The sequence below is a fragment of the Daejeonella sp. AP26 genome, assembly GCF_056680515.1.
Genome location: NZ_CM155286.1, coordinates 4,370,979 through 4,397,090, shown reverse-complemented (window position 1 = coordinate 4,397,090; position 26,112 = coordinate 4,370,979). Strand labels below are relative to the sequence as shown.

The 26,112-nt window shown below is 43.1% G+C and carries 26 protein-coding genes, 2 tRNA genes, 1 pseudogene and 1 riboswitch; of the genes and pseudogenes, 20 read left to right on the top strand and 9 right to left on the bottom strand.

Going from position 1 to position 26,112, the window contains the following annotated elements; genetic code table 11:
• Positions 1-73: 73 nt before the first annotated feature.
• Positions 74-655 carry a Crp/Fnr family transcriptional regulator gene (locus AC1MCB_RS18760; RefSeq protein ID WP_479966250.1) on the bottom strand — a complete coding sequence of 194 codons (582 nt, stop codon included), beginning with the start codon at positions 653-655 and terminating at the stop codon, positions 74-76.
• A gap of 185 nt (positions 656-840) precedes the next feature.
• Between AC1MCB_RS18760 and AC1MCB_RS18755 the strand changes: the two genes are divergently transcribed.
• From AC1MCB_RS18755 to AC1MCB_RS18740, 4 genes are all read left to right on the top strand, one after another.
• On the top strand, positions 841-1,371 hold the full coding sequence (locus AC1MCB_RS18755) for a YceI family protein (protein WP_479966249.1): 531 nt from the start codon (positions 841-843) through the stop codon (positions 1,369-1,371).
• 415 nt (positions 1,372-1,786) lie between these two features.
• The gene (locus AC1MCB_RS18750) at positions 1,787-2,722 is read left to right on the top strand and encodes a ring-cleaving dioxygenase (protein WP_479966248.1); all 936 of its coding nucleotides are present in this window, start codon (positions 1,787-1,789) and stop codon (positions 2,720-2,722) included.
• Entirely contained in the window at positions 2,723-3,346 is a 624-nt protein-coding gene (locus AC1MCB_RS18745; protein WP_479966247.1) for an alpha/beta hydrolase, read from the top strand.
• 228 nt (positions 3,347-3,574) lie between these two features.
• On the top strand, positions 3,575-3,931 hold the full coding sequence (locus AC1MCB_RS18740; protein ID WP_479966246.1) for a cupin domain-containing protein: 357 nt from the start codon (positions 3,575-3,577) through the stop codon (positions 3,929-3,931).
• Between the two features lie 52 nt (positions 3,932-3,983).
• On the opposite strand, the gene AC1MCB_RS18735 is transcribed toward AC1MCB_RS18740, so the two are convergent.
• From AC1MCB_RS18735 to AC1MCB_RS18720, 4 genes are all read right to left on the bottom strand, one after another.
• Positions 3,984-4,451: a YbhB/YbcL family Raf kinase inhibitor-like protein gene (locus AC1MCB_RS18735; RefSeq protein ID WP_479966245.1), complete on the bottom strand. Its 468-nt coding sequence runs from the start codon at positions 4,449-4,451 to the stop codon at positions 3,984-3,986.
• Between the two features lie 30 nt (positions 4,452-4,481).
• Positions 4,482-4,658 carry a hypothetical protein gene (locus AC1MCB_RS18730; protein ID WP_479966244.1) on the bottom strand — a complete coding sequence of 59 codons (177 nt, stop codon included), beginning with the start codon at positions 4,656-4,658 and terminating at the stop codon, positions 4,482-4,484.
• Between the two features lie 167 nt (positions 4,659-4,825).
• Entirely contained in the window at positions 4,826-5,284 is a 459-nt protein-coding gene (locus AC1MCB_RS18725) for an NUDIX hydrolase (RefSeq protein ID WP_479966243.1), read from the bottom strand.
• 48 nt (positions 5,285-5,332) lie between these two features.
• On the bottom strand, positions 5,333-6,376 hold the full coding sequence (locus AC1MCB_RS18720) for an LLM class flavin-dependent oxidoreductase (protein ID WP_479966242.1): 1,044 nt from the start codon (positions 6,374-6,376) through the stop codon (positions 5,333-5,335).
• Between the two features lie 285 nt (positions 6,377-6,661).
• On the opposite strand from AC1MCB_RS18720, the gene AC1MCB_RS18715 reads away from it, so the two are divergent.
• From AC1MCB_RS18715 to AC1MCB_RS18690, 6 genes are all read left to right on the top strand, one after another.
• The gene (locus tag AC1MCB_RS18715; RefSeq protein ID WP_479966241.1) at positions 6,662-7,360 is read left to right on the top strand and encodes a DsbA family oxidoreductase; all 699 of its coding nucleotides are present in this window, start codon (positions 6,662-6,664) and stop codon (positions 7,358-7,360) included.
• Positions 7,361-7,398: 38 nt separating this feature from the next.
• Positions 7,399-8,052: an NAD(P)-dependent oxidoreductase gene (locus AC1MCB_RS18710; RefSeq protein ID WP_479966240.1), complete on the top strand. Its 654-nt coding sequence runs from the start codon at positions 7,399-7,401 to the stop codon at positions 8,050-8,052.
• Between the two features lie 233 nt (positions 8,053-8,285).
• On the top strand, positions 8,286-9,038 hold the full coding sequence (locus AC1MCB_RS18705) for an SDR family NAD(P)-dependent oxidoreductase (RefSeq protein WP_479966239.1): 753 nt from the start codon (positions 8,286-8,288) through the stop codon (positions 9,036-9,038).
• 50 nt (positions 9,039-9,088) lie between these two features.
• On the top strand, positions 9,089-9,940 hold the full coding sequence (locus AC1MCB_RS18700; protein ID WP_479966238.1) for a pirin family protein: 852 nt from the start codon (positions 9,089-9,091) through the stop codon (positions 9,938-9,940).
• A gap of 209 nt (positions 9,941-10,149) precedes the next feature.
• The gene (locus AC1MCB_RS18695; RefSeq protein WP_479966237.1) at positions 10,150-10,461 is read left to right on the top strand and encodes a GNAT family N-acetyltransferase; all 312 of its coding nucleotides are present in this window, start codon (positions 10,150-10,152) and stop codon (positions 10,459-10,461) included.
• A 134-nt stretch (positions 10,462-10,595) separates the two neighbouring features.
• A complete protein-coding gene (locus AC1MCB_RS18690) occupies positions 10,596-11,483 on the top strand; it encodes a hypothetical protein (RefSeq protein ID WP_479966236.1) in 888 nt (295 codons plus the stop codon).
• Positions 11,484-11,507: 24 nt separating this feature from the next.
• Here the strand turns inward: AC1MCB_RS18690 and AC1MCB_RS18685 are convergent, their stop codons facing one another.
• From AC1MCB_RS18685 to AC1MCB_RS18675, 3 genes are all read right to left on the bottom strand, one after another.
• On the bottom strand, positions 11,508-12,200 hold the full coding sequence (locus AC1MCB_RS18685) for a protein-L-isoaspartate(D-aspartate) O-methyltransferase (RefSeq protein WP_479966235.1): 693 nt from the start codon (positions 12,198-12,200) through the stop codon (positions 11,508-11,510).
• Between the two features lie 233 nt (positions 12,201-12,433).
• Positions 12,434-12,505 (bottom strand) — tRNA-Glu (locus AC1MCB_RS18680).
• A gap of 37 nt (positions 12,506-12,542) precedes the next feature.
• Positions 12,543-12,615 (bottom strand) — tRNA-Met (locus AC1MCB_RS18675).
• Positions 12,616-12,728: 113 nt separating this feature from the next.
• On the opposite strand from AC1MCB_RS18675, the gene era reads away from it, so the two are divergent.
• From era to AC1MCB_RS18655, 4 genes are all read left to right on the top strand, one after another.
• Complete coding sequence (era, locus tag AC1MCB_RS18670; RefSeq protein ID WP_479966234.1) at positions 12,729-13,607, top strand: GTPase Era; 879 nt, start codon at positions 12,729-12,731, stop codon at positions 13,605-13,607.
• 147 nt (positions 13,608-13,754) lie between these two features.
• Positions 13,755-14,099: a four helix bundle protein gene (locus tag AC1MCB_RS18665; protein ID WP_479966233.1), complete on the top strand. Its 345-nt coding sequence runs from the start codon at positions 13,755-13,757 to the stop codon at positions 14,097-14,099.
• Positions 14,100-14,129: 30 nt separating this feature from the next.
• A complete protein-coding gene (der, locus tag AC1MCB_RS18660; RefSeq protein ID WP_479966232.1) occupies positions 14,130-15,431 on the top strand; it encodes a ribosome biogenesis GTPase Der in 1,302 nt (433 codons plus the stop codon).
• Positions 15,432-15,525: 94 nt separating this feature from the next.
• A complete protein-coding gene (locus AC1MCB_RS18655; RefSeq protein WP_479966231.1) occupies positions 15,526-15,702 on the top strand; it encodes a hypothetical protein in 177 nt (58 codons plus the stop codon).
• A gap of 14 nt (positions 15,703-15,716) precedes the next feature.
• Here AC1MCB_RS18655 and AC1MCB_RS18650 read toward each other — a convergent pair whose 3' ends face one another.
• A complete protein-coding gene (locus tag AC1MCB_RS18650) occupies positions 15,717-17,348 on the bottom strand; it encodes a S41 family peptidase (RefSeq protein ID WP_479966230.1) in 1,632 nt (543 codons plus the stop codon).
• Between the two features lie 510 nt (positions 17,349-17,858).
• On the opposite strand from AC1MCB_RS18650, the gene murQ reads away from it, so the two are divergent.
• The 6 genes and pseudogenes from murQ (at position 17,859) to metF (ending at position 26,056) form a co-directional block, all read left to right on the top strand.
• Positions 17,859-18,671 (top strand): N-acetylmuramic acid 6-phosphate etherase, encoded by an 813-nt coding sequence (gene murQ, locus AC1MCB_RS18645; RefSeq protein WP_479966229.1) that lies wholly within the window; start codon positions 17,859-17,861, stop codon positions 18,669-18,671.
• A gap of 40 nt (positions 18,672-18,711) precedes the next feature.
• Positions 18,712-19,278, top strand: a complete 567-nt coding sequence (locus tag AC1MCB_RS18640) for a hypothetical protein (RefSeq protein ID WP_479966228.1) — start codon at positions 18,712-18,714, stop codon at positions 19,276-19,278.
• A gap of 57 nt (positions 19,279-19,335) precedes the next feature.
• Complete coding sequence (locus AC1MCB_RS18635; protein WP_479966227.1) at positions 19,336-20,073, top strand: Bax inhibitor-1/YccA family protein; 738 nt, start codon at positions 19,336-19,338, stop codon at positions 20,071-20,073.
• 613 nt (positions 20,074-20,686) lie between these two features.
• Positions 20,687-20,789: riboswitch (SAM riboswitch) on the top strand.
• A gap of 159 nt (positions 20,790-20,948) precedes the next feature.
• Positions 20,949-24,659: a methionine synthase gene (metH, locus tag AC1MCB_RS18630; RefSeq protein ID WP_479966226.1), complete on the top strand. Its 3,711-nt coding sequence runs from the start codon at positions 20,949-20,951 to the stop codon at positions 24,657-24,659.
• A 39-nt stretch (positions 24,660-24,698) separates the two neighbouring features.
• A pseudogene (locus tag AC1MCB_RS18625) lies at positions 24,699-25,099 on the top strand (four helix bundle protein).
• Positions 25,100-26,056 (top strand): methylenetetrahydrofolate reductase [NAD(P)H], encoded by a 957-nt coding sequence (metF, locus tag AC1MCB_RS18620; RefSeq protein ID WP_479966225.1) that lies wholly within the window; start codon positions 25,100-25,102, stop codon positions 26,054-26,056.
• Positions 26,057-26,112: the final 56 nt, after the last annotated feature.

Below are 26,112 nucleotides of genomic sequence, written 5' to 3'. Positions count from 1 at the left end.
AGCAAAGATAAGGCCGACAGAAATGTTGACTCTTGAGGTAGAATAAGAAATGTTGTTGACTTAAATCAATGATTTAACCCGGCAGAGTAATCTGTTTTCTGATGCGGCTGAGTGTTTCCGGAGTAATCCCGAGATAGGATGCAACCATATGCTGAGGCACACGCTGTATAATATCCGGGTATGCTTTAAGGATTTCCTGGTACTTTTCTTCGGCGGTTTGATTTAATGAGCTCGTGATCCTCCTCTGCATTGCTATGTAAGCGCCTTGCAATAAAAGGCGCTGATAGGTCTCGAATTTAGGAATGGCAACAAGAAGTTCCTCTGAGGCTGCTTTGCTGAGTAAAAGAAGTTCGCAATCCTCAAGAGCCTCAATGTTATAAGTTGATATTTCGCCTGTTAAAAAACTGTACAAGTCAGAGATCCACCAGCCTTCTGCGGCAAACTGGATAATATGCTCGTTACCTTTCTCATCTACCGTGTATGAACGCATAATACCCTTCTCAACAAAGGCATTCACTTTGCAAACATCGCCGCTCTGTAATAGATATTGGCGTTTACGCAGTTTCCTTGGCGTAAAGAATGTTTTGCACAGCTCCCGCTCTTCCTCAGTCAGGTTAACTCTTTCCCCAATGCTTTTAAATAGCTGCTCGAACATATACGAAAGTAAGGAATGTGAAATATTCCCGGGCTGATTTTCCCCACAAAAATCATCTCCCAGTTAGATATTATGATAGTATAAAAACTTTTTAACCCTTTGAACCTTAATTGATAATGCCTTTATGAGAAACAGATCAAATATTCAATTCAACTTTTTCAATTAATCACTAAATATTCAAAACCATGACAACTAAATGGAAAATTGATCCTGCACACAGCGAAATTCAGTTTAAGGTAAAACACCTGATGATTACTACGGTGACCGGGTATTTCGAAAAGTTTGATGCGGAATTTGAAACAGAAGGCGATGATATGAAAACGGCGAGAAATATCCGGTTTACTGCGGATATAGATTCAATCAATACGAATAACGAACAACGCGATACGCACTTGAAGTCAGCTGATTTTTTCAATGCTCCTGAACATGAGCAGTTATCGTTTACTGCCAGCAACTGTGAGAATGACGGTAACGAAGCCCAGGTAGCTGGCGAACTGACCATCCGCGGCGTTACCAAGCCGGTTACTATCGATGTAGAGCATGGCGGAACGGTGGTTGATCCATATGGTCAAACTAAGGCCGGCTTCACTATTAGCGGCAAAATCAGCAGAAAAGATTTCGGTTTGACTTGGGATGCAGTAACCGAAGCCGGTGCGGTGGTTGTTAGTGATGCCATTCGCCTGCATGCGGAAGTCCAATTCATCAAACAGCAATAATTATTTATACAACTAAGCAGGGGTTTTTAAAAACAAGTTAAGCTTCTGATTTAATTTGCCGCGGTCCGGTTCTATCTTTTATTCGGCGTCCGGTATCTTGTTGTCCGGGTTCAAAAATGTGTTGAAATTAAAGTCGTAGAATAACTGGTACCAAAGTGCTGAAATACCCTTTAGCCTACTCATTCTTTACTCATGTTCGTATCAGGCCGTTACTTTGACGGCCTGATACGAACATGGTACGAACCAGACCAAAACAATGTAGCCCTCTGAACTCCATATTTTCAATTAAAATCAGGGCTGCTTTGGCAATGACTTTTATCAATGCAAATTCTTGCTAAAAATCAAGAGTGTCGCCTAAATACCTCTGTAAATTTGTTTAACAATATTGATTACACCATTGTTAACACAAAAGAATATGGAAGATAGAATCTTAGGACTTCATCATATTACAGCAATAGCCGGTGAAGCGAAACGCAATTATAATTTCTATACCCGAACATTAGGATTACGCCTGGTTAAAAAAACCGTAAATTTTGATGACCCAAACACTTATCATTTTTACTATGGTGATAAAGTTGGGACACCCGGTTCCATTTTAACTTTCTTTCCGTGGGAAGGGATACAAACCGGCAGACGCGGGGCACGACAAGTAACTGAGATTGGCTATTCTGTTCCGGAAAGCAGCTTTGATTTCTGGCTGAAACGTCTCGACACTCACAATGTCATCTATAATAAGGTTTCCGAAAAGTTTGGTGAAAAATACCTTACGCTGATAGACCCCGACGGCTTAAAGCTTGAGCTGATTGCTTCTAAACAATCTGATGACCGCTTGCCATGGGAAACAGAAGAAGTGCCTGCGGAGCATGGCATTAAAGGATTTCATAGCGTCACAATTACCACCAATAAGTTGCAGCCTACTGCAGATGTGCTGACCAATATATTTGGATATCGGTTATTAGAAAGCCATGTGAACAGGCACCGCTTCATAACCGATGCCGTTGAGAATGCCAACATTGTTGACCTTGTAGAAATACCAGGAGAGGTTGTCGGGCATGTGGCTGGAGGATCGGTTCACCACGTTGCTTTCCGGGTGAAAGATGACCAGGTATTAATGAGGTTCAGAGATAAAGTAGCAGCTGCGGGATTAAATATCACTGATAAGATAGATCGTAATTACTTTTACTCCTTGTACTTCCGCGAACCGGGAGGTGTATTGTTTGAGATAGCAACAGACAACCCGGGTTTTGCAATAGACGAGACTGTTGAAGAGTTGGGTACTGCACTGAAACTGCCGAAGCAGTACGAAAGGCACCGGGACGAAATAAGTAATCAATTACCAAAATTAGTTTAAATGTATAGCCACACGAAAGATGTTGTCTTCAGCGGAGTTCCGCTTAGCGAGGCAAAAAAAGCGATCATTATGCTTCATGGCCGTGGTGCCTCCGCGGAGAGTATAATCTCTTTGAAAGATCATTTGAAGGTTGATGATGCCGCGATCGTTGCTCCGCAGGCCACAAACAACAGCTGGTATCCATACAGCTTTATGGCTCCCGATCAGGATAACCAACCGGCATTGAACTCGGCCTTACAGGTGATTGGCGATGTACTTAATGATATTGTAACTCAGGGAATAGCGCTTAACCAGATCTACTTTCTCGGATTTTCGCAGGGAGCATGCCTGGCACTTGAGTATACTGCCCGGAATGCAGATAGCTATGGGGGCGTGATAGCCTTTACCGGCGGATTGATCGGTCAGAGTATAAATACGCAAAACTATCCCGGTGATTTCAAGGGCACTCCTATCCTGATCACCACCGGCGACCCGGATCCGCATGTACCTATGTCACGTATTTATGAAAGTGTAGAAGTCTTAGAGAAGTTGAATGCCAGGGTTGAGCTAAAGGTTTACAAAGGCCGGTCCCATACGATCCAGATGGAAGAAATAGAGTTGGCGAAAGGGTACCTGGGGGTTTGAGACTTGATATGTGAGATTTGAGAAATCAGACTTGAGATATTAGACCTGAGGTTTGGGAAATCAGACTTGAGTTATGAGATCTGAGATTTGAGAAATGGGATCCAAACACATATGCCGAATCAAACCTAAGCTCTGGAGCCCGAGCGTAGTATCAAATCTAAAATCTTATATCTTACATCGAATTCATATTCTCATGTTTCAAATCTCACATCTCAAATCTTGACAACCATGAAAGAATTTATGATTACCAGAGTCTATTCTGATGAGCATGGCGATAGCCATTTTCAGGATATTACAGTGCCCCTGACTTCTGCTGGTCCTATAGGCTATCTATCCGAAAAAATAGCGGTAAAGGACTTAATCTTCAGGAAAGTGAAGCCGGGATACAATTACGAATTTCATACTGCACCCAGCCGGCAATACATCATATTGCTGGATGTGGGTATTGAAATAGAAACATCTTTAGGTGTAAAAAGGCAGTTTAAACCGGGCCATGTTCTTCAGGTTGAAGACGTAACCGGAAAGGGGCACAGATCAAGAAACCTTGAGACCAAAGAGCGTCAATCTATTTTTATCACCTACTAACATCCTTCGGATTGGGCAAACCTTAACAGACCTTCGTCGATTATTATTCAGATCATCCGCGTTTAAATAAACCCACTAGCTGGCCTGATGCAATAATATGTGCGCTCATTGTTTTCTCAAGTTGCTTTGCATCGGTATGGTCAGGCAATTCTAACAGGGTATTTAAAGCAAATACCTTAAAGTAATAACGGTGGGTACCGGATGGGGGACAAGGCCCTCCGTACTGACGCTGGTTAAAATCATTTAAACCTTGCACCCCCGGCGCTTCATTCTCCGCAACCTCTGGTTTGACCAGCATATTCCACATCACCCAATGAATCCAGATCTTTGAAGGCGCATCCAGGTCATCAACAATGATCGCCAGGCTTTTTGTTTCCGGGGGAATATTATCGATGTGGAGCGGAGGACTAACATTCATACCATCGCACGTATATCGAACGGGGATAAAGCCGTTCTGTGAAAACGCGGGGCTGGATATTTTCAAAATCTTTTTGTCTACCACTTTATCTTCCTGCTTCATAACTTCAGTTTTAGATATAGGTTCCTGCAATTATTGATCTTGTCCGGGTGAGGGAATTTCCTGTGGCGGATTTGTAAAAGGATCTTCATTCGGTATTTTATCAGGTTGTTCTGCTGGCATTGGAGGATCCTCCGGAACTCTTGCTGGATTTATTTCAGGGTCTGTTGCGGGAGCAGGTACGCCGGGTGGTTCTATGGGATCGATCATCTTGGTTTCAAATTAGATAATGAGAGAATATTCTCATTGTTATAACACAAGCGGGGGCAGGTGTTGTTTCGCCTGCTGCCGGTTATTTGTCGCGGAATCCAAATAATGTTTTTTTTAAGAGAACGAAAAAGAAAGAAAGGTATTTGCCTGTGCAACACGTGGTTTCTCTAAAGAATTTTTTCCAGCAGATCATCAATTATGGGTACCTGTGCTGAAATAATCTTTTCTTTCGCTGCCTTAATATTGAACCAGGAGGCTTTATCAACTTCAGGGATTAAAATAGTTTTGCCTGATTTGGGTGGCCACTCCAGCTCAAAAGTATTGCTTACAAAGTTTTCCGAATTGAAATCATACTTTACGCCCCAGGCATAAATGATTTTGCCACTCTTCTGTTTGGCTGGCCTAAGCTCAATAAAGTCTCCGGATACATCAATTCCAAGTTCTTCCTTTGCCTCACGAATTGCCGCTTTTAAAGGTTCCTCATCCTCATTAAACTCACCCTTGGGGACGGACCATGCTCCCAGATCCTTGTTCACCCAAAAAGGTCCGCCGGGGTGCACCAACAAAACTTCCGGTGAAGAATTAATAAGACGATATAAAAGCAGACCTGCACTCTTCCTCGCCATGCGTTTCAATATTAGGTTTAACTATTGAGCTCGAATAATTATAGCTGATTAGTGGGTCGCTTGCTTTACAACCGGTTTGTTAAGAGTTAAGCCGGCGACAATTTCGTAAGAACGAAGCCTTGCGGTGTGATCATAAATGCCTGAAGTGATCATAATCTCGTCAACCTGTGTTTCATCCAGAAACGCCTGGATCTTGGTTTCTAAAGTCTCAGGACTACCAATGAAAGTATAGGTCAGCATCTGCGTTACCGAATACATTTCAGACGCATTCCAGTATGGCCCCATGCTATCTACTGGTGGCTGCATCGGCAATGCCTTCCCTTTTATCACATTCAGGAACGACTGGTAGAGTGAAGTTGCCAGGTATTGCGCTTCCTGGTCTGTATCTGCAGCGATAACATTTATAACCGCCATTGAATAAGGCGCAGATAAAACTTCGGATGGCTCGAAAGTCTCGCGATAAAGCTTCAGGGATGAATGGAGCATATTAGGTGCAAAGTGACTTGCAAACGAGAAAGGTAGCCCAAGAATTGCAGCCAGTTGAGCGCTGTAGGAACTAGATCCAAGCAGCCAGACCGGGATATTAGTTCCCTCTGCCTGAATTGCACGCACTTTTGATTCCACATTGTCAGGCGACATATATCTTCTTAGCTCCTGAACGTTTTGAGGGAAATCTTCGGCACCGCTGTTCATATGCCGGCGAAGAGCCGCAGCGGTTAACTGGTCCGTGCCCGGCGCACGACCTAGACCCAGGTCTATACGGTCAGGGAATAGATTAGCCAAAGTACCAAATTGCTCCGCAATGACCAGCGGCGAATGGTTGGGTAACATAACGCCACCTGAGCCTACACGTATGGTGGAAGTACTCCCGGCAATATACCCGATGAGCACGGATGTTGCCGAGCTGGCTATCCCGGGCATATTGTGATGCTCTGCCAGCCAGAAACGGCTATAACCTAAGCTTTCTGTATGCCTGGCAAGATCCAGGCTGTTTTTGAATGCATCATGTATGGTCTTACCCGACAGAACAGGTACAAGATCTAAAACTGAAAGAGGGATTAATTCTGCGGATCTGTTTTGCGGAAGATTCATCCTGCAAAGTAAAGGAAGCCTTTTTAAAAGGATGTAAAGCTATTGTAAAAGATTGACGAGCAAACATCTGTGGATCGTTATATAAGCCGGAGAGGTTGAACTGCGCAGGGCATACACCGACGTTTAAAGATTCAATTGAACAAAGACACCCAGACCAGGTGTGCCCGGGTTACCATTGACTTAGATCAATGGTATTTGATGTGCAAGGTCAATGGACCGAAGGAGACAAGTTGGCTACCTTTGTTTATCAAACCAGAAAATTAACATTAAATAAAATCAGAGATTATGACAGTAAATATTTGGTCGGATGTAAGATGCCCTTTTTGCTATATCGGAAAACGGAAGTTTGAAATGGCTTTAGAAGATTTCCCTCAGAAAGATCAGGTGGAAGTAACCTGGAGAAGCTTTCAGCTGGATCCCACGCTTAAAACCCAGAAGGATGCTAACATCTACGACTACTTTTCGAAGGTTAAAGGGGTATCAAAGGCTCAGGCAGAGCAAATGTTCAACAACGTGACCCAGATCGCTAAAGAGGTTGGACTTGATTTCAATATCGAAGAATCTATTGTTGCCAATTCCTTCAATGCCCACCGGCTGATTCAGTTAGCAAAATCCAAAGGTTTAGGTGATGAAGCCGAGGAGCAGTTGTTTAAAATCCATTTTATGGAAGGCAAAGACATTGATGATACAGAGACGCTGTTGCAAACCGGCATTCTGATTGGACTTAATGAAGTCGATGTTAAAGAAGTATTAAACACTAATGCTTTCGATCACGAAGTGAAGCAGGATGAATCAGCTGCAAAGTCAATTGGTGTTAGTGGAGTTCCATTCTTCGTTTTCAATGATAAGTATGCTGTGTCAGGAGCACAGTCTCCGGAAACCTTCTTACAGGTATTGGAAAAGTCGTGGGAAGAGTTTGAGGCAGAGAAGAAAAATCTAACCGTTATTGAAGGACCAAGCTGTTCAGCTGACGGCACTTGCTAATAAAATAGAGAGTAAGGGATAATATAAATACTAGCATAATGAATATAGCATTAATAGGAGCTTCAGGTTTTGTAGGCTCTGCAATTTTAAAAGAAGCAGTAGGCAGGGGTCACCAGGTAAAAGCCATCGTGCGGAATCCTGAAAAAGTGAACCGGGAAAATAAAGGCATCACTGTGTCTGAGTGTGACATTATGGATACCGAAAAGCTTGCCGAAGTGTTAAAAGGTAGCGACGCGGTGATCAGCGCATATAATCCCGGTTGGACTAATCCTGCTATCTATGATGATTTCTTAAAAGGAGCACAATCTATTCAGGGAGCTACCAAAAGGTCAGGAGTAAAGAGATTGATCGTAGTAGGTGGCGCCGGAAGTTTGTTCCTGGCACCTGGTGTACAGCTGATAGATACGCCGGAATTTCCTGAGGAAATTAAAGCAGGAGCATCTGCAGCCCGCGATTACTTAAGTATTCTTCAAAAAGAAGATCAGCTTGACTGGACTTTCTTAAGTCCGGCAATAGAAATGCACCCGGGAACTTCGGGAGTAAGAAAAGGCCTTTACCGTGCGGGATTGGATAACCCCGTATTTGATGAGCATAACCGCAGCGTAATTTCAGTCGAAGATATAGCAGTCGCTTTATTGGACGAAACTGAAGATCCGGAACATATTGGACGCCGTTTTACCGTAGCTTACTAATAACCACGTTAAAAAATCAGCACAAAAAGTATTGATATAATGAGTGTGTAATGGAAAGCCAATTGCTGCTCAATATACCGCTCGTCCAACACAAATCAAAAGTTCTATTGTAGAAGTAATAGATCTTAAGAATTTCTAAGATCTTATGCAATGCTATTCAGCTTTCCTTGAAACATGGCAATTGTTAAGGGTGCAATTCTTTATCTTAATAATCATTTAAAAGAAAACACATAATGGAATTATTGAAAAATAAAGTAGCCATTGTTACTGGTGCGGGTTCCGGTATTGGTCGTGCCATAGCCATATTATATGCAGCCGAAGGCGCCAAAGTGGTTGTCTCAGATATTGATGAAAAAGGTGGCAATGAAACAGTATCAGAAATTATGTCTAAAGGTGGTGAAGCATTTTTTGTAAAGGCTGATTCGTCAAAAGCTGAAGACAACAAGAATATTGTTGACCAGGCAGTTAATAAATTCGGGGCCCTTCATCTGGCAGTGAACAACGCAGGCATTGGCGGATCTTTGGGACCAACAGGCGAATATACCATCGATGGCTGGGACAAAGTGATAGCAATAAATCTCTCCGGAGTATTTTATGGTTTGCGGTATCAAATTCCGGCAATCATTGCAGCTGGAGGTGGTAGCATTGTGAACATGGCTTCTATACTCGGTCAGGCGGGAACAAAGAACTCCCCGGCTTACGTAGCGGCAAAGCATGGTGTAGTCGGCCTTACCAAAGCCGCCGCACTTGACCATGCCACTCAAAACGTCCGCATAAACTCCATTGGACCCGGATATATCGTGACTCCACTGATCACTAACAGCCTTGACGAGGAAACTATGAATGCATTGGTTACTCTTCACCCTATGGGCCGTTTAGGCCAGCCGAATGAAGTCGCCGAACTTGCACTATGGCTTAATTCGGATAAAGCTTCATTCGTAACCGGAGCCTATTATAATGTAGACGGTGGATATTTGGCTCCATAAGCCCGTACGGGTTCAACTTCTTATTCACCTTTTTAATATACGCATGATTCATGAGAACGATAAAGCAAATACATAAGGCGGAGAGTGCCCCTATTGCGGACTTAATTACGTACCGGGCACTTCCCACCCGATCAATTGATCATATTGACCCCTTTTTATTTTTAAATCATCATGGCCAACAGGTATATCCCCCACATAACAGAGGGTTACCTTTCGGTCCTCACCCACATCGTGGGTTCGAAACAGTTACGTTCATCCTACAGGGCGATCTGTCACATAAAGACAGCAGTGGGGCTGAAAGCGTAATCAATGCCGGCGGCGTGCAGTGGATGACAGCAGGCAAAGGACTTACTCATGCTGAAGTGTCATCAAAAGAATTTATGCAGAATGGCGGCAACCTTGAGATTCTGCAACTGTGGATCAACCTGCCCGCCAAATATAAAATGGTTGAGCCTGCCTATAGGGGTTTGCAGAAAGAAGAGATACCTACCTTAAAATTAGATGGAGGAAAAGTATCTATTGATGCAGTCTCGGGTAACTGGGGCGGAACTAGAGGAGCCTTCTCACCTCTCACTGACATCCAACTGGGGGTTGTTCGTTTTTCCGCTGGTGGAACCTATAAAAAAGCAGTCCTTGAAGAGCGAAATATTTTCTTTTATGTGGTTAGTGGCAAATTAACTGTTAACGGGCAGGAAGCACAGATGCACGATCTGGTGGAGTTTTACAATGACGATACAGACCTTCAGATCGATGCACAGGAAGATAGTATAATTCTATTGGGCCACGCATTACCGTTTAATGAACCTATTGTTGCTCAGGGACCATTTGTCATGAATTCTGAGGAAGAAATCAGGCAGGCTTATCAGGATTATCAACAGGGATTATTTGGAAGCTGGGTGTAAAACTTGCGCACCTGCTTTAAACAGCGTAATTCTATTTTGTCCGATTCGCTTATAGTAAGTATCCCGATAAGCGTTTGTCTTCTGCGAATTGTCCGGACAATTGAACAATAGCGAAAATATAAAGCCAAACCACTCGTTTTCTTAGTCTTAGACTTATTTATACAAAGTAATTTAAGTCTACTTTTAGAAAGTATTTTAAGATTAATCCTATGGAGGAAGTTAAAATTAAACTTGATGATAGCGGTGAAGGGTATCTTTACATGGACGACAATGGTGAGGAAATGGCTCAGATGGTCGTCACTGTTTCGGGCAATGAGTTGACGGCCCATCACACTGAAGTATTTCCCAAGGGAGAAGGTAAAGGCTTGGGAAAGAAGCTTCTGGCAGGAATGGCACAGTATGCCCGGAGAAAAGGATTAAAGGTTAGCGCATTGTGCCCCTTTGTACACGCTCAATTTAAGCGTCACCCCCAGGAGTATGCGGATATTATAAGCAAACCTGGGACTGCCAATAACTTATAATTAGCTTGACGATATCAAAATCCTGCTCACTGTTTTCTGCTCAACAAATCGATTCTTTTGAAATGCCGCCAGATTAATTCATATTCGGGCATTCTTTGTTTATGAAATATTGTGGTTGCCTACTCCTAATTTTATTGGCTTTCTGGTCATCTTCTTGTACACAGAAACCTGTTAAAGCATTTCAAGCTCTGCCTTTTTTTACAGATGTAAAAGGCATTCAATACACAGAAGTAAGGCGTGCATTTGATAACGGGCTTTCATTTGATACAACCGGCTTTCAACTAGAGGCGGAATGGAGGATGAAGTTCTTGTCCGACGATACAGTTAAGTTGTATAATCCGCTTGAGGACCGCAGCTACAATTTCCATGTACATTACGATCATGACTCTGTGATCAATATGGCCAGAGTGTGGCTGCGAGTGAAGAATGTGACTAAAGACAGCTTGAGGTTTCAGCTCTTGCAGGTGGAAGGCAGAAATGTCTCAGCTGAACGATCTAATATCTTCATGACCTTTTATGCCGATCCTTATATTAAGAACAAGCTTCGTACAACAGCCGAAGAGCTTAGAAAACCAACACGGAACGATAGCTCATTTGTTCGTCAGAAGATAAAGGAGGCCGTCAATCGCCCGAAAGCTGCCTTCGCAGCCCGTAAACCAGTTGAGTTAGCGTCAAAAAGCCCGGCAATAAAGGTGAAAAAAAAAGAAGTCAAAGCTGACTTCTTAAGCGGCCAGGGACTTTCAGATGAATACATCTCTCCCGAATTTAACATCGTTATTAATCCGGCGTATAAAGATTTCAACTACTCATTCACTGTCACTGTGGATCCGCAAAGTCGTATGCACTTCGGAAAATCAACGGTGTATATAATGCCCGAGTTTGAGGAAACATACAACAAGGTGATGAAAGGTATTACTGAAGTATATCTTCAGAACCTGCTGGAGATTCAGCCCGGAAGAACGTTAGGTACCGCACATTCCAGCGAGATCACAGTGAATGTTAAGGGAATTGGTAAGAAATAGCTGAATTTCGCTTTCAGTCACGCACTAATTTTTCTCCCTCGTGAAAGGCACAAATCGCACTTGTGTAATATGGGTGGTGGATATCTTTCCATTCTTTTTCTGAAGCAGCACCAGATTCTGGACTTTAGAAAGTGGTCCTACGGGAATTATCATCTTTCCACCCTCCTTGAGTTGTTCGATTAGCGGAGGCGGAATCTTATCAGCGGCGGCAGTTACGATGATGGCGTCAAAAGGCGCTTTCTCTTTAAGGCCTTTATAACCGTCCCCGATGATCACATGAACGTTTTCATAGCCCAGCCTACTCATCAGCTTCTTCGTTCGTTCACCGAGTTCCTTTACGATCTCAATCGTATAAACTTCTTTTACAATCTCAGCCAGTACAGCTGCCTGGTACCCCGAGCCTGTACCTATCTCCAGAACACGGTCACCGGCACGTGGCTGAATCAGTTCGGTCATCGTGGCTACCACATAAGGTTGAGATATGGTTTGGCCGAGCCCAATTGGCAATGCCGTATCATCGTAAGCGTATTTCTGGTAATCAGCGGGAACAAAAAGATGACGTTCCACCTTTCGCATGGCTTGAAGTGTAGGCCGGTGTTTAATTCCCCGGGCTTCAATCTGGTCACTAACCATATCGTAGCGCAGCTCCCGGTAATTCTGTAAATAGGCAGGATAGGATACCCAGAGTACAAGTATTATGAAAGAAAGCTCTTTCATCTGATCAGATTCTATCAGAGGTAAAACATTCGGATACGTTAGTCAGTTGCTTATGGCTTTATGCATCTAGAACAAATAAAATTAAGGAAATGCTTTAGGTTATTCGAAAAATCAAGTGAAGGTTCAACAGGAAGCATCTGTAGGAAAACTCCTAAATCAGACAGGAGGAAGCACAGATAACTTGGGAAAGTCTAGAATGCAAAAACCCGCTCTACTCTCGTAAAGCGGGTCTGTAGCCCGTAGGGGAATCGAACCCCTGTTTCCAGAATGAAAATCTGGCGTCCTCACCCCTAGACGAACGGGCCTCTCATAAAAAAGTTGAAGCGATGCTTCAACTTTAGGTAGCGGGAGCCAGACTCGAACTGACGACCTTCGGGTTATGAGCCCGACGAGCTACCAACTGCTCCATCCCGCACTGTTTTGGTTACCTTTTTAAAGGTTTAGGTTAACAACCCGTTCCTTTTTATTGGTCTGCAAAGATATATTTCGTTTCTTTGCAGTCCAAATATATTTTGAAATATTTTTTTTATGTCGCATAAAGCCGGATTTGTGAGTTTGATAGGGAAGCCAAACGTAGGGAAATCAACACTAATGAACGCCCTGGTTGGCGAAAAGCTTTCTATAGTTACTCCAAAGGCACAAACTACCCGCCATCGTATCCTTGGAATTGTTAACGAAGAGGATTATCAGATCGTCTTCTCTGACACCCCCGGGGTGATCAAACCGGTATATGGTATGCAGGAATCTATGATGAGTTTTGTAAACGGCTCTATTGTCGATGCAGATATCCTCCTGTTTGTGACAGATATTAATGAAAAGTATGATGAAGGAGATGTTTTAGAAAAGCTATCTGATATCACCTCACCTATTGCCATCATTATCAATAAGATCGATAAATCTAACGAGGAAGTTGTAAAGGAAAAGATCGAATATTGGAATCAAACATTAAAACCACAAGCTGTTTTTGCTGTTTCCGCTCTTCATGATCATAACGTACCGGCGGTCATGCAGTTCATTCTGGATAATCTTCCCGAACACCCCGCCTATTACGATAAAGATACCCTTACTACCAAAGACGAACGCTTCTTTGTTTCCGAGATCATTCGCGAAAAGATCTTTAAACTGTATGAAAAAGAAATCCCTTACAGTACTGAAGTGATCATCACTGCATTTAAAGACGAACCGAAGATCGTTAGGATAAGCTCTGAAATTATCGTAGAACGTGACTCTCAGAAAAATATCATCATCGGTAAAGCGGGTGAGATGCTTAAGAAAGTAGGAACCTACGCCCGTAAAGACATGGAAGAATTCCTTCAGAAAAAGGTATTCCTTGAAATGTTCGTTAAAGTGATCCCCGACTGGCGCAACCGGAAGAACTACCTGAAGCGCTTTGGGTACGAGGGGTAGATAGCGGGAATCAAGTATATAGTATCAAGTATATCGTATCAGCGGTTAGAGTATTTTAGTACTATCCCCACAAAATAATTTATAAAAAAGAATACAGAGGAGGCATAAAAAGAGAGGATTGAATTAAATAATTAATCAAGAAAAGATATGCATAATTTCAAAGATCTGCGGCAGAAGTCAATCGATCTAACTACTGAAATATATGCACTCTTATCCACCTTCCCTCAAGATGAAAAATTTGGATTAATCTCTCAGATGAAACGGGCAGCGGTCTCAATACCTTCGAATATCGACGAAGGGGCTGGCAGGAATTCCAATAAAGAATTCAAGCATTTTTTATCTATCAGTCTGGGCTCTTTATTTGAAATTGAAACGCAACTCATAATTGCAAACCGATTAGACCTAATAAACATAAAAACAACACAAGAATTAAATTGTAAAATGTCTGACTTACAACGAATGATTTTCGCATTACAGAAAACCATATCCTGAGACCAGATACTTTATACCAAATACCAAATAATGAGTAATATAGTAGCAATAGTTGGCCGTCCGAACGTCGGTAAATCAACTTTATATAATCGTTTGACAGAAACGCGTAAGGCGATTGTTGACGATTTTAGCGGCGTAACCCGCGACCGCCATTACGGAACGGCCGAATGGACTGACAAAAACTTTACAGTAATTGATACTGGTGGATACGTGGCCAATTCGGAAGATGTTTTCGAGGCCGCCATCCGCGAGCAGGTAGTCATTGCCATTGAGGAGGCAACCGTAATACTTTTTATGGTTGACGTAACCACCGGTATTACCGATCTGGATGATGAGATAGCTAAACTTTTGCGCCGCAGTAAAAAGCCGGTATTTGTTGTCGTTAATAAAGTGGATAACACCCAGCGTTTGAATGACGCAAACGCGTTTTATAGCCTGGGCCTGGGTGATCTGTATTCTCTTTCATCCATCACCGGTTCCGGAACCGGTGAGCTGCTTGATGAAGTTATCAAGCATTTTGAAGAAGAACCAGAAGATGAGAATCAGCTTCCCAAATATGCGATTGTCGGCCGGCCGAACGTCGGGAAATCATCTTTGATCAACGCCCTGGTTGGCCGTGAACGAAATATTGTAACTCCGATTGCCGGTACTACCCGTGATTCAATTCATATACACTACAACCAGTTCGGACACGAGTTTATGTTGATTGATACTGCAGGTCTGCGTAAGAAAACCAAAGTAAAGGAAAACATTGAATTCTACTCGGTGATGCGGACCATTAAAGCCTTGGAAGAAGCCGATGTGACCATCCTGATGATCGATGCGGTTGAAGGAATTGAGTCGCAGGACATAAACATTTTCCATTTAGCCGAAAAAAATAAGAAAGGTGTAGTAATCTTGGTGAATAAGTGGGACCTGGTAGACAAGGATACCAAGACCACCAAAGAATTCGAAGAAAAGATCCGTCAGAAACTGGCTCCTTTTAATGACGTCCCTATCGTCTTCACTTCAGTGGTAGAGAAGCAAAGGATCTTCAAAGCAGTTGAGGCTGCTTCTAAGGTTTATGAAAATAAACTGAAGAAAATTCCCACTTCTAAACTGAATGACGTGATGTTACCCATCATTGAGAAGTTTCCACCGCCAGCAACAAAAGGCAAATATGTAAAGATTAAGTACATCACCCAGATTAACGGTGCTTCACCTATGTTTGCATTCTTTTGTAACCTTCCTCAATACGTTAAGGAACCTTACAAACGGTTTATTGAGAATAAATTGCGGGAGCACTTTGACTTTACCGGTGTGCCGATCCAGATCTATTTCAGACAGAAATAGATAAAATTAACATAGGTATATGACGATATAGCTTTAAAACTAGTCTCATATACCTATCCTATTTTAAACATCATACGTACAAAAAATCCAGGTCATGAAAACTTACACACTTCTTCTCTTTTGTTTTATTGGCTTCAGCCTTTCATCTTGCTCCGCCAACAAAAGCAATAAGGCAAAACAAGACTCATTAGCGGCAGCCGCTGCAGCCGACTCAATGCTCCGTGAGGCTTTGAAAGCGGATTCGCTCAAAGCAGATACTGATTCTATCTAAAGTTCGGCAAGGTTCTAAATTGGCATTTCAGATCGCTTCAATACATCGATAGATCGGGCAATTACCTTATCCTCCGAATTGAGCGCCCGATAAAACCCTTCGTCGCCAAAAAGATATCGCGCCAGCAAAGCCCTCAAATCGGCTTCTATCAATTTCCTGGATAAGTCTGCCTGCCGTTCATTAAGGGTTATGTTACGAACGGCTGCCATCTGTTCTATTTTTTGAAAAGCAGTATCAGGCATTTTAAAGGTGCTGATCAACTCCCCTACTGATTTATACTGAATGTCTTTAGAAGCTAAATGATTAAAAACATAATCATTTAAGATCCCCCTGGCACTTAATTCGTAGTAATACGGAGTGTATCCGCTGGTATCAACAGGTACATATATATCAGGCATTATTCCCCCGCCGGCATAAACTACCTTGCCGGATGAGGTGGTATAAGTTTTTTGCTTACCTAACCCGGTATCACTCACCTGTTTCCCGTCCGAGGTGAGTTCACCGTTTCTCATCCTTAGACCCACTTCGTCGTAATAATCCTCTAATCCCTTTTTGTAGGATTTCTGTATTGACCTTCCTGAAGGGGTGTAATAGCGGGCAACAGTAAGATTTAAAGCCGATCCATCACCAAAGTCAAACTGCTCCTGTACAAGTCCTTTTCCAAAAGAACGACGCCCGATAATCGTTCCGCGATCAAGATCCTGAATGGCGCCGGCTACTATCTCACTGGCCGAGGCAGAGTTCTCGTCAATCAGAACAATTAGTTTGCCCTGTTCAAAGGCGCCGCTAGCAGTAGCATAATATTCAGTCCGCGGTTCATGTGCGCCCTGAGTGTAAACAATCAACTTCTTATCGCCCAAAAACTGGTCAGCTAATTCGGTTGCCGAATTAAGGTAGCCGCCCCCATTCTGTCTCAGGTCGAGCACCAAATTCTTAAGTCCGCGTTTCTGAAGTTGCTTTATCGAGGTTATAAAGTCTTCGTCCGTCTGATCGCCAAAGCGGCTGATTTTGATATAGCCGGTTTCCCGGGTAAGCATGTAAGCGACATCGATGCTGCTTATCGTAATCTTACCACGAACTACGTCAACCGTCTTTAACTGACTACCGCGCAGCAGGCTCAAACGAACTATAGAGCCACTTTTACCGCGAATTTGTTTAACAATCTTGTTCGCACTGATGCTTGTGCCCGACGATTTAACATTATCTATCTTTAAGATTTTATCACCACGTAACACGCCGGCGTCATATGCCGGACCGCCTGGAGTAACCGAGGTGATCAGGATAGTGTCATTCAAGATATAGTATTCGATACCAATGCCATTAAAATTCCCTTCAAGATCCTCTGTAAGCAGTTGGGCTTCCTCAGGAGGTAGGTAGGCTGTATGTGGATCAAGCTGCTGAACAATTTCTTCAATAGCTTTATATTGAAGAGTATCTACCCTGATCGAATCAACGTAATTTTCATCAATCGTTCTCAAAATCCTTTCAATTTTCGGAGACCTGTCGCCCAGGCCAAACGGGAGGAACGATCCGTTCCTGGTATTGGCATTTTCTTTGGCAAACTTGGGACCCAATACCATCCCGATAATTAATACTGAAGCATATGCTGCCGCAATTAGTAGATTTTTTCTTGTCAACGGTCCCATGCTCCTCTAAAATTCAAAAATATTAAACTTTCATTACAAAATATGTAAGCAAACAGCCATAATCAAAAATATAATTGAATACATGAATCTGTTAAGTATCAATTTATTAATCGGTTGTTAATTTGCTCAATTGCCTATAGATGATATTACCGGGAAGGTTGTCGCTTCCCCTTCATTGTAACATAAGCTAATCAGGTAAACATATTGCCAATGGCCTCTTAAGTCCTCGTTGTAGAACCCTAAAGGTTTGGTAGTAATAACCTACTAGCATATTACTGGGAAACTACTACCAAACTACTAGGAAACTACTAGGAAAACCGTGGGAAAATCAACGTGGTCCTTACAGAAATCCGAATGATCTAAACACAGAAACAATTAAATGATAGCGAGAGTTTTATAACTGTCTAACCATTGTTCTTTTAAGCTTAAACCTATCGGCTAACCAACATTATTAAGTCCTAATTTTTTGCTTTTAGATAATATTCCGATTTTTACTGATATTATTGAACCATGAAAAGGATTACTGAACAGTCTTCGTATTATAACGACCTTGAAAAAATGTCGATAAGCGAACTACTTCAGGGAATGAATAAAGAAGACAAATCAGTGCCCTACGCTGTTGAAAAGGAGATACCCCGCATTGAAAAACTAGTCGAAGTTATTTCGGAAAAGATGAAGACAGGCGGCCGTTTATTCTATATCGGAGCGGGTACCAGCGGACGTCTGGGTGTATTGGATGCATCTGAATGCCCGCCAACTTACGGCGTTCCCTTTGATATGGTAGTTGGCATCATTGCGGGTGGGGATACGGCCATCCGTAAAGCGGTAGAAAATGCTGAAGATGACGTGGATCAGGCCTGGCAGGATCTACTGGCCTATAATATTAGTCCTGCGGATGTACTGATTGGCATTGCTGCTTCTGGAACTACCCCCTATGTTATTGGTGGTTTGCGTAAAGCCACCGAAATGGGTATCGAAACCGGCTGCATAGTATGTAACCAGGGAAGCCCTGTTGCTGCCGAAGCTAAATATCCTGTTGAGGTAGTGGTTGGCCCTGAATTCGTAACGGGCTCTACCCGCATGAAATCCGGGACTGCCCAGAAACTAGTACTCAACATGATCAGTACGTCTGTAATGATTCAGTTGGGACGTGTTAAGGGCAACAAAATGTTCGATATGCAGTTAACTAACGATAAACTGGTGGGTCGTGCTGTAAATATGATCATGGAATCTACAGATTCAGACCGGGAGACTGCTCGTCAGCTTCTAGAAAAATACGGCAGTGTACGTAAAGCGGTCGAAAATTATCACACAGTTAAATAACGATTAAACCCTTTACGGGGAGAATGGGAGGGCTGGAGTAATGCATGATATAGAACCATATTACCGGTGGAGAGACGATTACATTGCAGCTGAAGACAATCGCTCGCCTTTTTTCGAAACTCAGTATAGCGAATTCACCTACGATAAGCAGATCTACAACTATTATATCCACCCACAATGGGATTTTTTCGGTTCTCAAACGCTTTACCTAAAAGTGATCTATGCAGATTACCATCGCGGGTACGCCATCATAGAGTTTATAGGTGAATGGAATGATGCCCTTCATAATGACATCATGCTGCTGAAGCGCGAAATTCTTGAACTGATGATAGACGAAGGGCTTAATAAATTCATCCTGATCGGCGAAAATGTATTAAACTTCCACTCTTCGGACGACTGCTATTACGAAGAATGGTTTCAGGACGTAGAAGATGGCTGGATAGCCGGCATTAATTTTCGCGACCACGTGATCAGCGAGTTTAAACGAAACAATCTGGATTATTATATCAATTTTGGCGGTGTGCTCGACGACATGAACTGGCGAAATTTAAAACCCGTACAATTCTTCAAGCTGGTAGAAGAACAGCTTGTTAAAAGGTTGAGCTAATACTCCGGTTTGGCTCAACCCATCCTTTTTATTATTTTAGAAAAAAAAAAATCCATAATGTCACAACAAGATAGCTCTTACAAATTCGATCCTAATTCGGTAGTCCAGTATGATGGGGGTATAACAGCCAGAAATTTCCTGCCTAATGTTTTTCTTTGGATGTTCCTTGCGCTCGGCTTGTCGGCAGCCTGTGCTTACTATTTCTCGATTGACGAAACGTTGATGCGTTACTTAGTAAACTCCACCACCGGCTCCATGACCACCCTGGGTAAAGTAGCCATGTTTTCGCCGCTTGCCTTTGTTATGCTCATGTCTTTCGGCTTAAACAGATTATCGTTTCCGGTTCTGGCTCTTCTTTTTACAGCCTATGCAGCCATCACGGGAATTAGCCTAAGCTTTATTTTATTGATCTACTCCAGTTCGTCCATATTTACCTGCTTCATTTCAGCATCCGTTTTATTTGGGGTAATGGCAGTTGCCGGATACACTACTAACCAGGACCTGACTAAGTTCGGTTCTATTTTAATGATGTTCTTAGTAGGAGTTATTATCGCGAGTGTCGTAAACTGGTTTTTAAATAGCAGCCAGCTTGACTATATCATAAGTTTTGTAGGCGTTGCCGTTTTTGTAGGATTAACAGCCTACGATGTTCAAAAGCTTAAACGGATAGGCGAAGGTCTTGAATACGGTGATGCATCTGCCCGTAAAATGGTGATCATGGGTGCGCTAACTTTATACCTTGATTTCATAAACCTTTTCCTGATGTTATTGCGTCTGTTCGGAAGCCGGAAATAATCAGCATCGTTGCTGAACCAACTATTAGCTACAATTTTTTATAGCCGTCCTGGGTATCAAACCCGAGACGGCTTTTTCGTTCCATATCATTTTTCCAGACTCCCTTCAGATCATCTCCCAGGTTCATTCGATTCACTAACTTATTGATGATTTGTTTGATGGAACATAGGGCATTTCGTTTGTTGCTTAACACGGAAGCTCCCCCGGAGCTACGGTTTTAAGGGGGTGTAATGTCTATAGACAGCTAGCTCCGCTGGAGCTAGTGGCAGACAGAACTTCAAGTCTCAAGATGTCGAATTGATTGTGGGCTAATTTGATTTCAATGACCTGCACCTCCGTAAGGCTCCGGAGGTGCCACGTGTTTATAGAAATTAGCAAGATATCAATTGAACTCCGGAGAAGCTTCCTGAATATTAGCCGTCACGGGTATCGACATTTTATGTTAGATGGCGTTTACTTTACCAATTTGAAGTCACGACTATCTAAGCTCCGGTTTGCCTAACTGCCAAAGATAATTCCTAAAAGGCTATCTAAAAACCCACCAATCGGTACATTATTTCGCTAACTGCTTCTTATTATTTGCATTTGAACAAAAAACACTGCATTTTTGCAGTGCTTATTAAGAAAGACGGAGGGATTAGACCCTGCGAAGTCTTAGCAACCTGTGCTTACAAGGTGCTACATTCTATTCCGGTTACTCCGGAAACAGATAAGTGAAAGTCCATTATTACCCGACTTTTCGAAGATAAGCCTGATTTAGATTTTAGATGTGAGACTTTAGATACGAGAGGCTCAACTCTTTGTTGAAGTTTTGAGCGTTTTTTTATTGCTCTTGATCTCAAATCTAACGTCTCAAATCTCATATCAAAATAACTATGACTCTCAGAGAAGAACTAAATAAACGCATACTGGTAATTGACGGAGCCATGGGTACCATGATTCAACGTTACCAGTTGAAGGAGGCTGACTTCCGTGGAGAACGATTTAAAGATCATCCATGCGATGTGCAGGGGAACAATGATCTGCTGAACCTTACCCGGCCGGATATCATTAAAGCAATTCACACCGAGTATCTGGCAGCAGGGGCTGACATTATCGAAACCAATACCTTCAGCACCCAGCGCATTTCGCTGGCGGATTACAAAATGGAGCCTTTGGCTTATGAGCTAAGTTTTGAAGGTGCCCGCCTTGCACGTGAAGCGGCGGATGAGTTTACCCAAGCCAATCCGGGAAAACCGCGATTCGTAGCCGGTGCTATCGGCCCCACCAATCGTACAGCTTCCCTATCACCCGATGTTAACGATCCCGGTTTTCGGGCAGTAACTTTCGATGACCTGGTTGAAGCATATTATGAACAGGTCCGGGGCTTGGTGGACGGAGGTTCAGATGTTTTGCTGGTTGAAACTATCTTCGACACGTTAAACGCGAAGGCAGCGCTATTCGCGATTAAAAGATATGAAAACGAACTTCATCAAAAGTCTCTCTCCACTGGAGATGGATCTAAGGTGAGGCCTTTGGAGGTGATGATATCAGGCACCATTACTGATGCCAGCGGACGAACGTTGTCCGGTCAAACAGTTGAAGCTTTTTTAAACTCGGTGTCACATGCCAATCTTCTGAGCATTGGTTTAAACTGCGCTTTAGGGGCAAAGGAAATGCGGCCGCACATAGAAGAACTCTCGGCTAAGTCGACCACTTATATTTCTGCTTATCCCAACGCGGGCTTGCCCAATGAATTCGGTGAATACGATGAAGTTCCACACCAGACAGCCCATTTAATTGAGGATTTTATTGCCAGCGGTTTTATTAACATCGTAGGTGGCTGTTGCGGCACTACCCCTGAGCACATCAAGTGTATCGCCGAGAAGGCAGCGAAGTATGCGCCCAGAATTCCGCCGGTAGTAGAGCCTTATCTTCGATTAAGCGGACTGGAGCCAGTGACTCTAACACCTGAAACTAATTTTGTAAATATAGGTGAGCGAACCAACATAACGGGATCCCCCAAATTCTCTAAGCTGATTTTGAGCGGTGACTTTGAGGGTGCATTATCTGTCGCCCGTCAGCAGGTAGAAGGCGGAGCCCAGATCATTGATGTAAATATGGATGAGGGAATGCTGGACTCTGAAGCAGCAATGAAGAAGTTCATGAATCTGATTGCCTCAGAGCCTGATATCTCAAAGCTTCCAATCATGGTCGACTCTTCCAAATGGTCGGTGATTGAAACAGGGCTGAAATGTTTACAGGGAAAAGGCATTGTTAATTCTATCTCATTAAAAGAGGGCGAAGAAAGCTTTAAAGAATATGCGTTAAAGATCCGCCAATACGGAGCTGCCGCGGTCGTTATGGCCTTCGATGAGCGGGGCCAGGCGGATTCGTTAGAGCGGCGGATTGAAATCTGTCAGCGTTCTTACGATATTTTAGTGAACGAAGTTGGTTTCCCACCACAGGACATCATTTTCGATCCGAACATACTAACAGTTGCTACAGGATTAGAAGAGCATAATAATTACGCAGTCGACTTTATTGGAGCTACCCGTTGGATTAAGCAAAACCTTCCTTTAGCTAAAGTAAGCGGTGGTGTCAGCAATATTTCGTTTTCATTCCGTGGCAATAACACCGTCAGGGAAGCCATGCACTCCGCATTCCTTTACCATGCTATTAAAGCTGGTTTGGATATGGGAATTGTTAACGCCGGTATGCTTGAGGTATACGAGGAAATCCCGAAAGACCTGTTGGAACTGGTTGAGGATGTATTATTGAACCGCCGTGCGGATGCTACCGAACGGTTGGTCGAGTTTGCAGAGACTATAAAGACCAAAGGAAAAGTAATTGAAAAGGATGAAAAATGGCGAAATGATAGTGTTGAAGCTCGTCTTTCTCATTCCCTGGTAAAAGGTATTATTGACTACCTGGATGAAGATGTTGAGGAAGCTCGTCAGAAATATCCAAAGCCGCTTGAGGTAATCGAAGGACCGCTAATGGATGGCATGGGCATAGTTGGGGACCTCTTTGGTTCTGGAAAGATGTTTTTACCGCAGGTTGTAAAATCTGCCCGGGTAATGAAGAAGGCAGTAGCCTATCTGCTGCCATTTATTGAAGCAGAAAAACTGAAGAACGCCGATAGTAATCAGCGTAAAAATGCGGGAAAGGTATTGCTGGCGACTGTGAAGGGTGATGTACACGATATTGGGAAGAACATTGTAGGCGTAGTACTTGCCTGCAACAATTTCGAGGTAATTGATCTTGGCGTGATGGTCCCGGCCCAGCGCATTATTGAAGAAGCAAAGGCTCAAAACGTAGATATTATTGGGCTCAGCGGACTTATAACTCCGTCACTGGATGAGATGGTCCATTTCGCCAAAGAGATGGAAAGGCAGGAATTTACGGTTCCATTGATCATTGGCGGAGCCACCACTTCGCGAATTCATGCGGCAGTTAAAATTGCTCCCGGGTATACCGGACCAACCATACATGTTCTGGATGCCTCGCGCAGTGTTACTGTTTGCAGTGCCCTTATGAATGAGGAAAACCGCGATGTTTATATTGCCAATATCCGTGACGATTACGAAAAAACACGGATTGCACACCTCAATAAAAAGTCTGACAAACGGTTTAAGTCCATTGCTGAGGCTCGCGAAAATAAGTTTCAGATTAAGCTGAACGGACAGATAGCTCCCAAACCGGCCTTTCTCGGGACCAAAGTGTTTGAAAACTATCCTTTAGAGGAATTGGTTCCGTACATCGACTGGACGCCATTTTTCCACACATGGGAACTGAGAGGAAGCTACCCGCGCATTTTTGAAGATCAATTCGTTGGAACAGAGGCTAAGAAGCTATTCGACGAAGCGCAGGCTTTATTAAAGAAGATTGTAGATGAAAAGCTCCTGCAGGCGAATGCGGTAATCGGTTTCTGGCCGGCAAATGCTGTTGGAGACGATATTGAGCTTTATACAGATGAAACCAGAACTGAAGTCCAGGCTACCATACATACGTTACGGCAGCAATCGGAGAAAGTAGCCGGTGAGTCCTATTACGCCTTGTCGGATTTTGTGGCTCAAAAAGAAACAGGCATTGCCGATTATTGGGGCGGCTTCGCCGTGACCAGCGGTATAGGTTGCGATGAGCTGGTAGCACAGTTTGAAAAGGATTATGATGACTATAACAGCATTATGACTAAGGCCCTTGCCGACAGGCTTGCTGAAGCCTTTGCAGAAAGGATGCATGAACGGGTACGGAAAGAATTCTGGGCCTACGCTCCTGAAGAGCATCTGGCTAATGATGAGCTGATCAAAGAAAAGTATGCCGGAATACGTCCCGCTCCAGGTTATCCGGCTTGTCCGGATCATACTGAAAAGCGTACGTTGTTTGACCTCCTGAAGGCTGAGAAGAAGGCAGGAATTCATTTAACAGACAACTTCGCCATGTATCCTACCGCAGCGGTTAGCGGATTCTATTTTGCCCATCCTCAATCCAGATATTTTGGCTTAGGAAAGATTACCAAAGATCAGGTGGAAGATTACGCGGCACGAAAGAACATGACTATAGAAGAAGCGGAGAAATGGCTTAGCCCTAATTTGGCGTACTAAGGTAGAGGGTTGAAGGTTATAGGTTGAAAGTTATAGGTTATGGAAAAACAATATAAGAAGTACACCAATTTGGAGGTGTGGACAGAGGCACAGAAGCTTGTCGCTACTGTTTATTCCGCAACTAAAACCTTCGCCAGAGACGAACAATTTGGATTCATAAGCCAAATGCCCAGGTGCAGCGGGTCAATATCTTCCAATATTGCAGAAGGCTGTGGAAGAAATCACAAGAAAGACAGCCTTCAGTTTTCTTTATAGCAAGAGGATCGATTTATGAATTGGAAACTCAGCTTTATCTAAGTTATGATCTGCACTATTTGTCGGAGGCAGAGCTTAACGCAATTTTAACTCTTTTAGAAACAAACCAGAAACTGCTTAATGGTTTCATAAGATATTACCAGAATTCAATTCTTACAACCCTCAACTCACAACCTACAACCTAAGTGAAAATAACAGACCACATAAAAAACGCAAACGGCAAGACGCTCTTCTCTTTTGAATTGCTACCGCCTGTTAAAGGGCAAAGCATCCAGGGAATTTATGACGCTATTGATCCGTTGATGGAGTTCAAACCGCCTTTTATTGATGTAACCTATCACCGCGAGGATTATATCTATAAGCAACATGAAAATGGCTTGCTCGAAAAGGTATCATATCGAAAACGTCCGGGTACGGTAGCCATCTGCGCTGCCATAATGAACCGCTATAAGGTTGACGCAGTTCCGCATTTAATTTGCGGTGGGTTTACAATAGAGGAGACGGAGAACGCTCTTATTGACCTTCAATTCTTAGGTATCGACAATGTGTTGGTATTGAGGGGGGATGCCCGTAAAGCCGACGCGTCATTTATTCCTACTCCCGGCGGACATGCTTACGCTTGCGATCTTTTGAACCAGGTGCGCAACATGAACGACGGACGTTACCTGCATGAAGACCATGACACTTCGTTCAGCACCAACTTTTGTATCGGTGTGGCCGGATATCCTGAAAAGCATTTTGAAGCGCCAAACCTAAAAGCTGATTTCAGGTACCTGAAGCAGAAAGTAGACATGGGTGCAGAATTTATTGTGACTCAAATGTTCTTTGATAATAGCAAGTATTGCGAGTTTGTTAGCCGGTGTCGTGAAAACGGAATTAACGTGCCGATTATTCCCGGTTTGAAGCCAATAACTTCCTCCAAACAATTGATTAATCTTCCGAAAGTATTCCATATTGATATTCCTGAAGATCTCAGTGATGCAATTTCAAAATGTAAGTCAGAAAAGGACGTAAAACAGGTCGGCATTGAGTTTATGATTGAGCAATGCAAGGAGCTAATGAAGTTTGGAGCGCCTGTTTTACACTTCTACACAATGAGTAACCCCGGACCGACTAAGCAAATAGCGGAAGCTATATTTTAAGAAAGCGGCTTTTTTCCTTTAAATAGTGTTAACATCAATACCAGTCACAAACAATA